At 53.0% G+C, this 14,469-nt stretch carries 17 protein-coding genes; 6 read left to right on the forward strand and 11 right to left on the reverse strand.

The window, feature by feature from the left end:
* The first annotated feature begins 44 nt into the window (after positions 1-44).
* Positions 45-305 (forward strand): YkvA family protein, encoded by a 261-nt coding sequence (locus RHJ80_RS05650; protein WP_206201437.1) that lies wholly within the window; start codon positions 45-47, stop codon positions 303-305.
* A gap of 3 nt (positions 306-308) precedes the next feature.
* On the opposite strand, the gene RHJ80_RS05655 is transcribed toward RHJ80_RS05650, so the two are convergent.
* The 5 genes from RHJ80_RS05655 to RHJ80_RS05675 are packed head-to-tail and all read right to left on the reverse strand — an operon-like array spanning position 309 to position 3,882.
* Positions 309-578 (reverse strand): hypothetical protein, encoded by a 270-nt coding sequence (locus tag RHJ80_RS05655; protein WP_310801635.1) that lies wholly within the window; start codon positions 576-578, stop codon positions 309-311.
* Positions 579-580: 2 nt separating this feature from the next.
* Positions 581-1,018 (reverse strand): M48 family metallopeptidase, encoded by a 438-nt coding sequence (locus RHJ80_RS05660; protein WP_225901669.1) that lies wholly within the window; start codon positions 1,016-1,018, stop codon positions 581-583.
* 12 nt (positions 1,019-1,030) lie between these two features.
* Positions 1,031-1,384, reverse strand: a complete 354-nt coding sequence (locus RHJ80_RS05665) for an iron-sulfur cluster assembly accessory protein (RefSeq protein ID WP_206201439.1) — start codon at positions 1,382-1,384, stop codon at positions 1,031-1,033.
* A gap of 40 nt (positions 1,385-1,424) precedes the next feature.
* A complete protein-coding gene (gene lpdA / locus RHJ80_RS05670) occupies positions 1,425-2,861 on the reverse strand; it encodes a dihydrolipoyl dehydrogenase (RefSeq protein WP_310801636.1) in 1,437 nt (478 codons plus the stop codon).
* 58 nt (positions 2,862-2,919) lie between these two features.
* Positions 2,920-3,882 carry a DUF362 domain-containing protein gene (locus RHJ80_RS05675; protein ID WP_206201441.1) on the reverse strand — a complete coding sequence of 321 codons (963 nt, stop codon included), beginning with the start codon at positions 3,880-3,882 and terminating at the stop codon, positions 2,920-2,922.
* Between the two features lie 142 nt (positions 3,883-4,024).
* Between RHJ80_RS05675 and RHJ80_RS05680 the strand changes: the two genes are divergently transcribed.
* Positions 4,025-4,429 (forward strand): hypothetical protein, encoded by a 405-nt coding sequence (locus tag RHJ80_RS05680; protein ID WP_149817595.1) that lies wholly within the window; start codon positions 4,025-4,027, stop codon positions 4,427-4,429.
* Here the strand turns inward: RHJ80_RS05680 and RHJ80_RS05685 are convergent.
* Entirely contained in the window at positions 4,403-5,860 is a 1,458-nt protein-coding gene (locus RHJ80_RS05685; RefSeq protein WP_206201442.1) for a site-2 protease family protein, read from the reverse strand. The genes RHJ80_RS05680 and RHJ80_RS05685 overlap by 27 nt on opposite strands.
* Here RHJ80_RS05685 and RHJ80_RS05690 point away from each other — a divergent pair.
* Positions 5,859-6,533 (forward strand): MBL fold metallo-hydrolase, encoded by a 675-nt coding sequence (locus tag RHJ80_RS05690; RefSeq protein WP_310801637.1) that lies wholly within the window; start codon positions 5,859-5,861, stop codon positions 6,531-6,533. The two genes, RHJ80_RS05685 and RHJ80_RS05690, sit on opposite strands and share 2 nt — an antisense overlap.
* A gap of 242 nt (positions 6,534-6,775) precedes the next feature.
* Positions 6,776-7,213, forward strand: a complete 438-nt coding sequence (locus RHJ80_RS05695) for an Hsp20/alpha crystallin family protein (protein ID WP_206201444.1) — start codon at positions 6,776-6,778, stop codon at positions 7,211-7,213.
* Between the two features lie 102 nt (positions 7,214-7,315).
* Here RHJ80_RS05695 and grxD read toward each other — a convergent pair whose 3' ends face one another.
* The 3 genes from grxD to RHJ80_RS05710 all read right to left on the reverse strand — a co-directional run bounded on the left by grxD (position 7,316) and on the right by RHJ80_RS05710 (position 10,913).
* On the reverse strand, positions 7,316-7,639 hold the full coding sequence (gene grxD, locus RHJ80_RS05700) for a Grx4 family monothiol glutaredoxin (protein ID WP_181496364.1): 324 nt from the start codon (positions 7,637-7,639) through the stop codon (positions 7,316-7,318).
* Between the two features lie 61 nt (positions 7,640-7,700).
* Complete coding sequence (locus tag RHJ80_RS05705; RefSeq protein WP_149817589.1) at positions 7,701-7,952, reverse strand: BolA family protein; 252 nt, start codon at positions 7,950-7,952, stop codon at positions 7,701-7,703.
* Positions 7,953-8,021: 69 nt separating this feature from the next.
* Entirely contained in the window at positions 8,022-10,913 is a 2,892-nt protein-coding gene (locus RHJ80_RS05710) for a response regulator (RefSeq protein ID WP_310801638.1), read from the reverse strand.
* A 323-nt stretch (positions 10,914-11,236) separates the two neighbouring features.
* Here RHJ80_RS05710 and petG point away from each other — a divergent pair, with 323 nt between their 5' ends.
* Together petG and der are read left to right on the forward strand one after the other, a co-directional pair.
* Positions 11,237-11,350, forward strand: a complete 114-nt coding sequence (gene petG, locus RHJ80_RS05715; protein ID WP_149817584.1) for a cytochrome b6-f complex subunit V — start codon at positions 11,237-11,239, stop codon at positions 11,348-11,350.
* A 43-nt stretch (positions 11,351-11,393) separates the two neighbouring features.
* Positions 11,394-12,743 (forward strand): ribosome biogenesis GTPase Der, encoded by a 1,350-nt coding sequence (gene der, locus RHJ80_RS05720; protein WP_206201446.1) that lies wholly within the window; start codon positions 11,394-11,396, stop codon positions 12,741-12,743.
* On the opposite strand, the gene RHJ80_RS05725 is transcribed toward der, so the two are convergent.
* Both RHJ80_RS05725 and ilvN read right to left on the reverse strand, forming a co-directional pair.
* Positions 12,740-13,945, reverse strand: a complete 1,206-nt coding sequence (locus RHJ80_RS05725) for an ABC transporter substrate-binding protein (RefSeq protein WP_206201447.1) — start codon at positions 13,943-13,945, stop codon at positions 12,740-12,742. The genes der and RHJ80_RS05725 overlap by 4 nt on opposite strands.
* Complete coding sequence (ilvN, locus tag RHJ80_RS05730) at positions 13,946-14,464, reverse strand: acetolactate synthase small subunit (RefSeq protein WP_149817577.1); 519 nt, start codon at positions 14,462-14,464, stop codon at positions 13,946-13,948.
* Positions 14,465-14,469: the final 5 nt, after the last annotated feature.

Raw genomic sequence — 14,469 nt, forward strand, 5'->3', positions numbered from 1 at the left:
AGTCCCTATGCCAGAATAGGAGCAGGATTCAAGGTTGATACGCCATGAGCGGCTTCTACAACTGGTATCGGAATGTGTTGCGGCATCCTAAATATCGCTGGTTGATCATTGCCGCCAGCTTGATCTATTTGCTCAGTCCTCTGGATATTTCACCCGATCTAGTGCCGATCATCGGTCAATTGGATGATGTCACGGTCATGGTGATCCTTGCCAGTGAGCTAACGCAATTGCTGGTGGAGCGGATTAAAAGCCGGCGATCGCCCAACATCACCACCACGGTAGATGTGGAAGCAGAGCAAGTTTAGGGATTAATCCCGCGATCGCAAGTCACTGCCAACAGAGCGCAGCAGCCAGCGGTTTTGCACATAACTCAGGGCACCGTTAATGAGTGCGGCGGCCATCAAGATGCCAATCGCAGGCATAAAGAGGGGTTCCCAGAGGCTGATCCAGAGATCAAAGCCAAGGGGTAGCGCCAAGGAGCGCCCTACAAGGGTAACCACAAACCAGCCAAAGCTAGCCAAGACAAAGAAGGTATCCGCCACCAAGAGCCAATTGATCACGTCCCGCAGCCGTGCCATAGCTATCCCCCCAATACCCACTGTTTGACGCGGGCAAGGGTCTCCCAATCGGGTTTGCGCTGCAGGCCGTCGGCAAAGTTATCGATGACCTCTTGGCGCAGCTCAGCGACAGCAGCAACCACAGTTTGCGCCAATTCAATGTGGGGACGAACCCCCTTTTGGCCTGTTTCTAGCATCGCTACCGCAAGGTTAATGCGGGCTTGGGGGTCTTCAGGATTTAGCTTGACCGCTTTTTGGGCGGCCTTCAGGGCAGATTGGGGCTTGTCATCGAGGAGATAGAGCCACGCTAAGCACGTCCAAGCGGCGCTACTTTTTTGAGCACGCTGGCAAATCTCTTTGAAGGTGGGAATCAGTTCTCCAGGCGGTGCCCCTTCTTTGTAGCGGGCGATCGCCGCCTCAAATTGACGTTCAACGTCACTCACCGGTTGAGATGTGGTCAAGGGCAGGACTCCTTAGGCAGAAAATGAGGTACCACAGCCACAGGTTTGGGTGGCATTGGGATTCGTAAACTTAAAGCCGCCACCAATGAGGGCGTTGCTGTAGTCGAGCACCAAGCCATAGATGTAGAGCATACTCTTGGGATCGGAGACCACTTTGAAGCCATCATAGTCAAAGACTTCATCATCGGGACGGATATTGGCGGGGTCTTCAAAGTCCATCGTGTAGGACATGCCGGAGCAGCCACCCCCTTTGACGCCGACCCGCAAACATAGGTCTTTGCCGTGCTTATCGCGGAGTTCAAGCACGTGCTTGAGAGCAGCTTCGGTCATCATGATTCCCTTGGCGGGCTGTGTGGCCTGTGTCATCACCCACTCCTGAAAGACTCCAAACTTTATCGTAGCAAGTTCAGCGGTGGCTCACCATCTCGTGGGCACGCTTAAAGGCTTCGTCAAGCACCTCCGAGAGGGTGGGATGGGTGTGGACATTAAAGGCTAAGTGGCTCACGGTTTGGCGATCGCGAATGGCATTGGCGGCCTCTTGAATTAAATCCGAAGCATGGAGACCAAAGATATGCGCCCCCAGTAGCTCGCCCGTATCCGCACGGAAGATCACCTTGGCGAGGCCATCGGTTTCCGTTTCCGCCAGTGCCTTGGAGTTGCCCTTAAAGTAGGTACGTGCCACTTGTACCTCAAAGCCTTCTTTTTCCCCTAGCTCACGGGCTTGGGGTTCCGTCAAGCCGACAAAGCTCATTTCCGGATGGGTAAAGGCCGCCGCAGGAATACTGCGATAATCCACTTGGCGCGGCCGCCCGACAATTGTTTCAACAACAGCAATCCCCTGCGCCGAAGCGGCATGGGCAAGCATCATTTTCCCCGTGGCGTCACCGATCGCCCACAGGTGGGGAACGGGTTTCCCTTTTTTCGTTACTGCCAAATACTCATTGACGGGGATAAAGCCACGCTTATCGGTGTTGACGCCCACACTCTCTAGGCCAATATCTTGAGTGGCGGGAATGCGACCGGTGGCCACAAGGCAGGCATCCACCTCTAGAACCTCCACCACTTCTTTGGTTTTGGCATCCGCCAATTCAATGACCACTGGACTACCGGGAATCACCCGCTTGGCTAGGGTACCGCTGTAGGTTTCAATGTCGCGAGGGGCAATCAAGACCCGCTGTGCCTGTTTGGCAATATCTGGATCAAAGGTGGGCATGAGTTGATCCAGTGCCTCAATCATGGTCACTTCGCAACCCAAGGCGGTGTAAATATCGGCAAACTCTAGGCCAATATAGCCACTGCCAATGATGGCTACCCACTGCGGCAACCAATCCAGCTTAATGGCATCATCACTGGTATAAACGGTCTTGCCATCCACTTCAATGCCGGGGGGAACCCAAGGGACTGAGCCGGTGGCAATAATGATGTCCTTGGCCGTAACCGTTTTCTCACCCGTGGGGGTGGTAATGCTGACTTTCTGACACTCCGCTACTTTGCCCCGACCAATAAGGGTGTCTACGCCAAGGCGCTTGAGGCTGTTTGTCAGATCACTGCGGATTTTTTGTACCAAATTGGCGGCATGGGCAGCCACACCCGCGCGATCCACATTCACCTGCCCCAGTTGAATCCCCAAGGCTTGCCAATGACTGGCTTGACGCAGTTCCCGTACCCGTCCGGCTGCCGCAAGGAGTGCTTTTGAGGGAATACAGCCGCGATTGACGCAGGTGCCCCCCATTTCTGCGGCTTCGACAATGGCCGTTTTCAGACCGACGCTGACGGCATGCAGGGCAGCCCCATGACCCCCCACACCCGCACCGATAATGACGAGATCGTAGTCAAAGCTCAAGGACGGTTCTCCCCAACAGCATTTTCCTAGCTTATCAAAGGGCGTCCCCGCTGAGAACTTAGACCTTTTGGCTATAGGCGGTTAGGGGTTCCTTGATCCAGCGAATGTAGAGGTGTTTGAAGGTGGACTTGAGGACACGCGGCGCGCCAAAGTCAATGGGCATCATCTGCTGGGGTAGTTGCCAGTCTCGAACAGCTAATTCGTGGGGCTGTGCCAAGGGAAATGTCATCTCACTCAGCTCATAGTTGTAGCCAAGGGCGGTGGCGGCACGTTGGGTAGGAATGCGCTCAGGATCCACATTCAGGATAGCCACGAGGGCGCGATCGAGGGCAAAGACATCACGACTGGCACCCAAAATATTCAGGGGGCGCGGCGTTCCCCCACTGGGGCCATTGCCTTCATGGCCGATAATGCCATCCACAATCGTGAGGTCGGGGGCGATCGCCCGTGCAGTTTCGACGAGCATGCGGCCAAAGCGATCAGCATCCTTACCCGCTTCCATATGCCACCATGCCTTCATTTTGCCGGGGACACAGCCAAAGAGATTCTTGACCCCAAGGGTGAGGGTGAGTTGCACATGGGATTTCACCTTGGGTAGGTTAATGACGACATCGGCAGCCATCGCTTCTTTGCTCAGGCGCAGGTGGGCAAATTCAGGATTGTCCGTAGCATAGCGATCGCCATGGAATTCAATGACCGGTAAATTCAATTCCTGAATAAAGGGCAAATAGCCATTGTTGCGGGCGACCCCCAATGCCGAGCCAAAGGCAGGTCCATCCCCTAGGAAGGGTTGTCCCCCCACCGCCTGCACCATTTTGGCAACGCAATAGACCAGTTCTGGGCGAGTGACGCATTCGTGTTTTGGTCGTGCGCCGGTGAGTAAATTCGGCTTGAGCAGCACGCGATCGCCCGGTTTGACGATCGCCGCCATTCCCCCCAAGGGCGCTAGGAGTTCCTCAAGGGATGCACTGAGACGGTCAAGGTCATAGGATGTTGCCCGCAGTAAACTCACGCTTGGCATCGGAGGCTCCTTGTCACTGGCATTGTTTCTCAACAGTGTGCCACAAAGATAAAATTGAGGCTTTGCAATCCCTGCCCAATGATCCTCTCAAACCAACATTAGATGATGAAAAAGCTGCAAAAAGATACGATAGAGAAGAGACATGTCTGCTAATGAGCGATCGCGAATGCCCCAAGGCCTTGAGTCAGAATTTCGGCAGCAGGTGGATCGCCTGCATCGCTTTACCGTTCTCATGCGCTGGAGTGTAGTGCTCTTTCTTTGGCTGACGGTTGGCACATTGAGTCTCTGGGGCTTCCGTTATGAAATTAGCCTGATGCGCGAGCACTTTACGTGGGCAGCGTTGCGTTATGGCATTCTCTTCAATCGGCTGCCGGCGATCGGTTTGGCGCTGTGCATTGGCATGACCCTGAGCGTTCTCTACTGGCAGACCCGCAACATTTTCTGGGGCAGATCCCCCAAGTGGCAGCAACGCCTAGAAAAACAAGTCCTGCGCATTCGTCAACAGGGGCAACGCCATCCCCTATGGCATTGGGTGTGTCGGCAGTAGCAAATCCCCCAAGGGTGCCGGCACCGGCAAAATAATGAGCAATAGCAACACCAGTGCCATCAAGCCAAGGGCATCGCGCCAGTTATCCAATTCACTGACATCATTGAGGGCAGGTTCATCAAAGGCAGGCATAAAGAAGAGGATCAAGGCCCAGACAAAGAGCCACGGTTGAATAAAGGAGAGAATCAGCACCAGTAAACGGCTGACTTGGCCAATGACTGCCCCCGCCCGATGACCATACATCGCATGGACAATGTGCCCCCCATCCAATTGACCCACCGGCATCAAGTTCAAAGCCGTCACCACCAAGCCCAGCACTCCCGCCACTGCCATCGGATGGAGGTGTAGCGCACTATCACTCTTGAGGGCAGCGCCAAAAATGGCTTTGGCAATCAGGGCAAAGAGAATCGAAATGCGGGGACTAAACACTTGGGGATTGAGGGGCTGCTCGGAAGCATTGGCGGGCAGTTGTACCACCTCGGACTGCTGTAGTCCCCAAACTAGAATCGGTAGGGTCACGAGCAATCCCGCAAGGGGACCCGCCATACTGATGTCAAAGAGGGCACGGCGATGGGGAACGGGCGATCGCATCTGGATAAAAGCCCCCAGTGTGCCCATGGCAAAGGGTAGAGGAATAAAGTAGGGCAGCGTTGCTTTGACGCGGTAATACCACGCAGTGGCAAAGTGTCCCAGTTCATGGATGCCCAAAATCAACAGCAGACTGACACTGTAGGGCAACCCCTGCCAGAGCAAACTGGGATTGAGTCGCAGTTCCGCCGCCGTCAGCTCAGGCGCCACGAGTGCCAAGCCAGCAACGGTGGTGGTGAGAAAGGTTAAGGCAAGTAGGCCAAGGCTAAGACCGGGACGAAACAGCTGTTGGGGCTGGGGCAAGCGATCGCGGGGAATCAAGGCAAAAAAGGGCTTATTACTCAAACCCATTTGAAACATGACCAGAAAGCGATCGCCAAAGCGTTGGGCAATATTGCGCTCCACGGTTTCATAGACTTGGTTCGCATCCCCGCGCATTTGCCCCCGGCAGATCACCGCCTGCGGACGATACTCAATTTGTTGCAGATAGTACATGCCCCAAGGGAAACAGCTCTGCAATTGCGTTTCTTCATCCTGATTGAGGAGCTTGCCATTTTCCGTCGGTGTGGGCGGTGGGGGTGTGGGTGGTGCCGCTGGTAAGGAGGGCTGGCCTCGGCGCAAAAGCACAAGATAGAGCACCGAACTGGTGACAAAAACAAGGATCAACCATCCCGACGGCACAGGGGTATTCCCTAAAAGCAGCATCCAACCCCCAATAAAAAATGCTGGCAACATCAGCACCAGCCATAGGAGCCACCAAGGGGTTTGACTGACACGGGCAGCACTCTGGCGGACAATAAAGACCAAGATCAAACCCAATACAATAAGGGAAATCCATGTCATGATTTCGATACCTGTGGCTCAACAACAGAAACCGCCCCGCCTTGTATTGCCCATGGTTTACGGGTTTCCACCAAACCGCGAGACGCTGGGAGGCACTGCTTATCTCATTGTAGAAAATGATGGCAATACCCTTATTGATTCCCCCCCTTGGACAGAGAGCAGCCAAAATTGGCTCAGGGAGCAGGGTGGCGTTCAGCGCCTCATCCTTACCCATCGAGGGGCGATCGCCCGCGTTCGTGAGCTGCAGCGCACCTTTAACTGTGAAGTAATCATCCATGGTCAAGAAGCCTATCTTCTACCCCAAGTGACCGTAACCCCGTTTAACCACCATCTAGCGATTAGTGAAACCCTCGAAATCCTCTGGACACCCGGTCACTCCCCCGGCAGCGCCTGTGTCTATTGGTCTGGCCAAGGGGGTGTTCTCTTTAGCGGTCGTCACCTACTCCCTACGCCGACGGGAGAACTGGCCCCCATCAAGACCGCCACCACCTTCCACTGGCCTCGACAACTGCGCAGTGTTGAGACATTAAAAGCCTTTTGTCGGCAGAAGTCCCTGAGTTATCTCTGTCCGGGGGCAAATATTGGTTTTCTGCGGGGGACACTGGCGATCGCCAACGCCCAAAGTGTCCTGCAAAGCCTCACCATTGATAACCTACTCTCTAACAAAGTTTAATGTTTACTTAATTTCCCTTTTAGAATAATTCTCCGTGCTACAGGTTCGGAAACAGGAACTTGTAGAGATCGTTAAACCCCACTTGGATCAAAACTTGCATCCTCTATAGTGAAGGTAGGCAGAGGGAATAAGCCCAAGCAATACCAAGGCAAACAAAAACAAAGTTAATTGTTGGTGCTGTTCTCTCTGTAAATCATCCCGTGGGCAATCTAAAACCTTAAGGAATACAGGAGGATCAGCGTATGGCACTCGTTCGTTGGGAACCGTTCCGCGAAATCGATGCGCTACAACGCCAAATGAACCGTCTATTTGATGAATTGATTCCCTTGACCGAACGTCGCAGCGATCTCAGCTTCTTGCCGGCAGCCGAACTCGAAGAAACGCCTGATGCTTTGCTTCTAAAAATTGAACTGCCCGGCATGGAGGCCAAAGACCTCGACATTCAAGTCACGGCGGATGCCGTCTCTGTCAGTGGTGAACGCAAATCTGAAAGCCAAAGCGAAAGCAATGGTATCAAACGCACCGAATTCCGCTACGGTAAATTCCAACGGGTCATTCCTCTGCCAGTGCGGATTCAAAACACCGATGTCAAAGCCGAATACAAAGATGGCATCCTGCACCTGACCCTGCCGAAAGCGGAAGAAGAGAAAAACCGCGTCGTCAAAGTGAACCTTGGCTAATCCGCCACTTTCTCGGCCAAACGGTCAAGGTTGTTGAACAGATGATGAAGCTCCCCCAGCAATGGGGGATTTATTTTGGGCGTCAGTGAAGGTGAGAAAAAACTATGAAGCTAAGGCCACCTCAACCAGTTGTTGCAACTCACCACTTTGGTATAGCTCAATGAGAATGTCCGAGCCACCAATAAACTCACCATTGATAAACACTTGGGGAATCGTTGGCCAGTTGGAATACTCCTTAATCCCTTGGCGAATCTCAAAATCCTCAAGGACATCCACCGTTTCATAGGGAACACCGAGGGCATTCAGGATTTGCACCGCATTGTTGGAAAACCCGCATTGGGGCATGAGCTTGCTGCCCTTCATAAAGACAATGATTTTGTTGCTTTTGACGAGGTGATCAATTTTGGCGTGGAGTTCGGGTGTCATCGTTGGCTTTCCCTCTTGAGTTCACAAGTGACAAAAGAACAGCAATAGATTGCATTCTAAATCACTGGCGTTGTGCCCATTGCTGGGGGGTATAGGTCTTGAGGGCAAGGGCGTGGAGTTCATTGCTAGCCATGAGATCCTTAAGGCTGCTATAGACCAATTGGTGCTGCTGCACCAGTCGCTTACCCTCAAAGGCGGCAGAGACCACTACAGCTTCGTAATGATCGCCACCCCCGGTCAAATCTTGCACTTGAACAAAGGCATCGGGCAAGCTGGATTGAATTAAGGTGGTTAGTTGTTCAGGGGTAACCATAGATAATTATTTATTCCTAACTGGAATCAAGAACCACTTAATCTATCTCCTTTAGTCTATCGCTAAATGTTAAGTTGTTGAGGTCTGGAGGGGATGGCACTGACGGAGGGCACGCACCAAGTCTTCAAGGTTAATGGGCTTGCTCACATAGTCGTCCATACCGGCATCCAAGCAAAGCTGGCGATCGCTCTCCATGGCATTGGCGGTCATGGCAATAATTCGCGGACGGGGTTGGTTCAGCTGTTGAAACAGATTAATCACCTCACGGGTAGCCGTTATCCCATCCATCTCCGGCATCTGCATATCCATCAAAATCACATCGTAGGGCTGCCGTTGCACCGCATCCAGCACCTCCAAACCATTGGCAGCAATATCACCGCGATAGCCCAATTTTTCTAAGATGCGCAGTGCCACCATTTGATTGACTTTGTTATCCTCGGCAATGAGAATCCGCAGCGGCGGCAGACCGGCTTTTAAGTCTTCAAAGGATAGGGCAGCCGCTGGCTTAGGCGATACCGTTGTCGGCTTTTTGTCAAATAAATGGTTAAGGACATTGTACAGGGTGGACTGTTTGACCGGCTTGCTGATCAGGGCAGAGAATAAAGCAGTTTCCGACTCTGGCAGTGTATTGCCTAGGGAGGTTAGCAGAACCAGGGGCAATTGCGTGTAGGTGGCGCGAATTTTACGAGCAAGGGAAATGCCATCCATCTCCGGCATTTGCAGATCTAAAATGGCCACATCCGGCAGGGCTTGTTGTTGAAGAAGCACAAGGGCCTTGGGGCCACTCTCAGCCACAAGGGGGTGCATTTTCCAGTTTTTGGTTTGTAGGGCCAGAATTTGCCGGTTAGTAGCATTGTCATCCACAATGAGCACGCGCCGATTTTCAAGATGGCCGACCCCCCTGCTCTCTTTGGAAATGGCCCGCGGATTGACGAGAAATTTGACAGTAAAGTAAAAAACAGAGCCACTTTCTTCAATTGGGATCGATTCATAGTTGGCTGGGGGTGTGCCGCCAACGGCCAAAGGATCTGTGGCCGTTTTACTTTCTACCCAAATTTGCCCCCCCATATGCTCCACAAGGCGTTGACAAATGACAAGGCCCAAACCTGTGCCGCCGTAGTGCCGAGTGGTCGAGGCATCCACTTGCATAAAAGGCTGAAAGAGGCGAGCCATGCCCGTTGGCGAAATGCCGATGCCCGTATCCTGAATGGCAAACCAGTATAAGTAATAGGGGGGCATAAACTCATACTGGCTCATTGGTGCAGGCATGCCCTTAAGGTAGAGGGTCACATTGCCACCTTGGGTAAATTTGATGGCATTGCCCATGAGATTCACCAAGACCTGCCGCAGCCGCCCCATATCACCAATGACCTCATAGGGAATCCCTGGCTCAATATGGGCAGCTAGTTCCACTTGGCGATCGCTGGCTCGACCGGCCAAAAGGTCGAGGACTTCTTCGACGCAGTTACACAGGTTGAAGGGATAGCTCTCTAACTGTAGCTTGCCCGACTCAATCTTAGAAAAATCGAGAATATCATTGATGATGGCAAGTAGGGCGTCACCACTGAGGCGAATGGTGTTGACAAATTCCCGCTGTTGGGGATTGAGGGGGGTATCCAGCAGTAATCCAGTCAGGCCAATGATGGCATTCATTGGGGTGCGAATTTCATGGCTCATGGTGGCCAAAAATTCACTCTTAGCCCGGCTGGCTTCCTCAGCAGCCCTGCGCGCTTGCTCTAGGAATTCCTGTTGCTGGATCATTTGGGAGATGTCTTCCCAAGTGCCGACAAAGCGATCTTTGCCACGGCTTTGCTGCAGAGGAATAATCCGCGCCCTAATCCAGCGACTGCTGCCGTCTTCTTTAACCACCCGGAAGCGCTCATTGAGGGGTACCCTTTTTCGCTGGCAGACAGCCCATGCCTTCAAGACCCGATCGCGATCCTCAGGGTGCAGGCGTTCTATCCACTGTTGTTCGGCTTCCTCCAGACTGTTGACGCCCAACAGGTCTAGGAGTGCCTGATTCAAAAAGGTAGGTCGTCCCTCGGCATCTAGGGTAAAAATGCCCACCGGCGCCATTTTGCTGACGCTACGAAAGCGCGCTTCACTTGACCTTAGGAGTTCCCGCAATTGCTCTTTGCGCTGGCGATCGCGGGCAATGATCAAGATAGCACCAGCCGCCAAAACGGATAGGGCAGCAAAGAGGACAAGGAACTCCTGGTGGAGGCGGCGGCTGTATTGCGCCAACCGGGTGTCAGAGAGCCGCGAAACCAGCCACCAACGGGTGCTGCTCGAGTCACGAGCTGAATTGGTTGCCCGATCGGCAGAAAGGTAGTTGGCCTTTAGGGGAAAAAAGGCTTGATAGATAAATAGCCCCTGGGCGCTGAATAGGCTGCCTCGAGGCCGTCGTTGCATTTGTTGCCACAGCAGCGGATATTGATTACGGATCGTAAACTGCTGTCGCTCAGGATAATAGAATCCCCATTCCTGGTGATGATTTTCTGCAATGAACCAATAGCCTTGGTCATCCGCTAGGAGGCAGCTGCTGTTCCCTAGATTGCAATTGTTGGTCAACTGATTGAGAAGGTGGCTGGCGCGGTAACGAACCAGCAAAATCCCCCTTGGTGCTGCTTTTTGGTACAGGGGTACCCCAATATACAAAACAGGTTCAGCCAAGCTGAAACCGGTGCCCTCTATTAAATCCAAGGGGGAAACAAAAATCTGGTTGGGGGTCAATCGCTGTAGGATAGGCCAGTAACGGTCAATGGTCTTGGTCGCAGCGGCATCCGTCGCTTTGGGTATGGCATGCCACTGAAAACGCACGCTGCCCTCTGGATCAAAAAAATAAAATTGATCATAGTGCTTTTTGAGGTGTTGCCATGCTGCCAGTCCTGCCTTTGCCTTTTCGTGGGCCTCTTCCCCAGCAGAAGCCTCCATTAAATGAGGCAACACCTGCAGTGCCATCAAAGCTCTCAACTCTTCAACCGCGTCATCTAAGATCATTCTTAGGAGCAACCGGCTGCGCTCTAGTTTATACTCCTCCTGCAGTTGTAAGTCCTTCAGAAGGGCGTGGCGTTGACTAAAATACAGGGGTGTTAACAGAGCGGCAATGACTGCTGTTGTGGGCAAAAATAACTTAATAAAAGAGAAAAGAGGAAAGCGAAACATGGACGTTCTCGCTGGCGGTGAGGATGATTTTTCCTGATCAACAGGGAGATGCCGATACAGCGCCCATTCATTAGTGTATCGTGGGGAATGGAGTTGATGGTTAAAAGGGGTGTAAGGCTATGATTGAACCTTTACTGTGCGGCATTGTGCTGGGGCTAATTCCAGTCACATTGGCGGGGTTGTTCTTTGCTGCCTACCAGCAGTACAAGCGCGGCAGTCAATTTGAGACCTAGGTTGAGGGGTAAACTCAAGCCTGATTCTGCGAACAACACGCCTATGGCTTTGCCTGTTGTTGCCGTTGTAGGACGCCCCAATGTGGGCAAGTCCACCTTTGTCAATCGCTTGGCCGGGGAACGGGATGCCATTGTCCACGATCAGCCCGGTGTAACCCGCGATCGCACCTACCGCCCAGCCTTTTGGCGCGATCGGGAGTTCTTGGTGGTGGATACTGGCGGACTCGTCTTTGACGATGACAGTGAGTTTCTCCCCCTGATTCGCCAACAGGCGGAACTGGCTCTGCAGGAGGCAACAGCTGCAATCTTAGTGGTAGATGGCCAAGCAGGACCCACTGCCCTAGACTATGAGATTGCGGCTTGGTTGCGACAGCATCCTGTCCCCGTTTTGGTGGCGGTCAATAAATGCGAATCTCCTCAAATGGGTCAGGCGCAGGCGGCAGAATTTTGGGCGCTGGGTCTAGGGGAACCCTACCCCATTTCCAGTATTCATGGCAGCGGTACGGGGGAATTGCTGGATCAGTTGATGACCTACTTACCCGCAGCGGCAACACTCCCCGAGGCGCCGGAAATTCAGGTGGCCATTGCTGGGCGTCCCAATGTGGGGAAATCCAGTTTGCTCAATGCCTTGATTGGGAGCGATCGCGCCATTGTCAGTCCGATTTCAGGTACCACCCGTGACGCCATTGATACCGTGATTGAACACAATGGCACCCAGTACCGCTTCATTGATACCGCCGGCATTCGTAAGCGGAGTCATGTGGCCTACGGGCCTGAGATGTTTAGTGTGCATCGCGCCTTTAAGGCGATTCACCGCTCCGATGTCGTGCTGTTGGTATTGGATGCCCTCGAAGAAATTACGGAACAGGATCAGCGCTTGGCGGGGCATATTGCCGATCAGGGGCGTGCCTGTGTCCTAATTGTGAACAAGTGGGATGCCGTTCCCGAAAAGGATACCTATACGATCAATACCTATCGCGATCGCCTGTATCAGCGATTGAATTTTCTGGAGTGGGCAGATGCCCTCTTTGTCAGTGCCCATACGGGTCAACGCCTCGACAAAATTTTTGCAGCAGTAGATGCAGCGGTTGAACAACATCGTCGCCGCGTCAGTACAGCAGTAGTCAATGAAGTGATTCAAGAAGCCCTACGCTGGCATACGCCCCCCGCGACTCGCCAAGGCCGCCAAGGAAAAATCTACTACGCCACCCAAGTGGCCACCCAGCCGCCAACATTTGCGATTTTTGTCAACGATGCCAAACTCTTCAAGGACAACTATCGCCGCTACATTGAAGGGCAAATTCGCCAACAACTGGGATTTCGAGGCACCCCCATTCGTCTCCTTTGGCGCAGTAAGAAACCTCGTGAAGCTGCCGAATTAGCAGTCCGTTAGGGTTGGCGTTCAACTTTTTTCACCAAACTAAACTTCCCACTCTGGCCATCGTCACTCATCTCAATCTGGCCAACGTAAAAGAAGCGTTGCAGCACTTCGCCTTCAGGGGTAAAGCGAATTTCCCCAAGGGGAGTTTCATAGACTCCCTTGAGAATCTCTTGATTCAAGGCCTGACGCAAATCGGCAAGGGGCAATTCCGACAGGTTCTTTTCTTGAGACAGTCGTGCCAAGGAGTCCGCAAAGACTTGAACTGCCGTAAAGGCTTGAGCACTGAATTGAGAGGGGGCTTGACGATATTTGGCTGCAAAGGCGTCGCGAAACTTGACATTCATGGGATCGGGGTTTTCGGGATTATAGGCCTGCGCCACCAGAACGCCATTGCAGAGGCGACGACAAACGGGGAAGAGGTTGACTGTGTTGACGCCATTCCCGCCCAAAATTAGGCCTTGGTAGCCCAATTCCCGTAGTTGGCGAATCAAATTGCCGCCGTCGGCTGCTAAGCCGGAGATAACAATTAAATCAGGTTTGAGATTGAGGGTGGCATTGATTTGGGCTTGGAAATTGGTATCCGTGGTTTGGGTCTGCTGGACAGTCACCAGTTCAAGCTTGGGGTTCTCGCGAATGGCCTTTTGAAAAATCTCGGTTTCTGAGCGACTAAAGGCATCGTCTTGGGCAAAAAAGACCGCCACTCGGCGAATGTTGGGATTAATCTCAAGGGCTGCTTGAATTGCCGTGGGTGCCACCACATCCACCCCTGCGGAAACGCGACTAATGAAGGCACCGATTTCGGGAATGCCACGGGCGGTATTGGAAGGAGCCACCACGGGGACACCAGCCTGCTCGGCAATAGGATCGGCACTAAACGCCTGCTGCGAGAGGGTGGGGCCAACAATGCCAATCACGCGATCGCGATTGATTAAGGTTTGAAAAACATTCACTGCCCCCGCTTCATCACTGCCGGTATCCTGAATCACCAGCCGTAGGGTCTGCCCCTTGATCTGGCCGGCTTGGTTGAAAAACTCCCCGGCGACTTGCACCCCCTGTAGAGCCTCTTGGCCGTAGAGAGCGGCATTACCGGTTTGAGCGAGGGCAACTCCAAGGGGTAATGCATTGTTGCTTACTGAGGGAGACTCCGTTGCGGTACAGCTACTGAGGGCAATCGCCCCTAGTGCAAGTAATAACCAGCGATACTTCCCCGCCAATTAGACCCGTGCCTCCAAGGACTTTAGGTATTCCGTATTCACCCCCGACTCACGCACAAGGGCAATTTTACCGGTGCGGGCAATTTCGCGAATCCCAAATTTATTCAGCATTTGGACAATGGCCACCATCTTGCCGGGGTCACCGGAGACTTCAATGGTCAGGGAATCATCGGACACATCCACCACCTTGGCACGGAAGATTTGTACCAGTTCCAAGATTTCAGAGCGGGTGCTGGCGGTGGCATTCACCTTCAGGAGCATCAGTTCCCGTTCCACACAGGGAATCGTGGTAATATCCTGCACCTTGAGGACATTGATCAGCTTGTAGAGTTGCTTGGTCAATTGCTCAATGATGGCATCGTCGCCGGGCACCACCATCGTAATGCGGGAGATGCCAATTTGCTCCGCAGGGCCTACCGCTAAGCTCTCAATGTTAAAGCCACGCCGCGCAAATAAACCGGCAATGCGAGTGAGCACACCCGCCTCATCTTCCACTAAAACCGATAGGGTATGTTTCATAACTG

Source organism: Thermosynechococcus sp. QS41, from assembly GCF_031583515.1.
Classification (GTDB): domain Bacteria; phylum Cyanobacteriota; class Cyanobacteriia; order Thermosynechococcales; family Thermosynechococcaceae; genus Thermosynechococcus.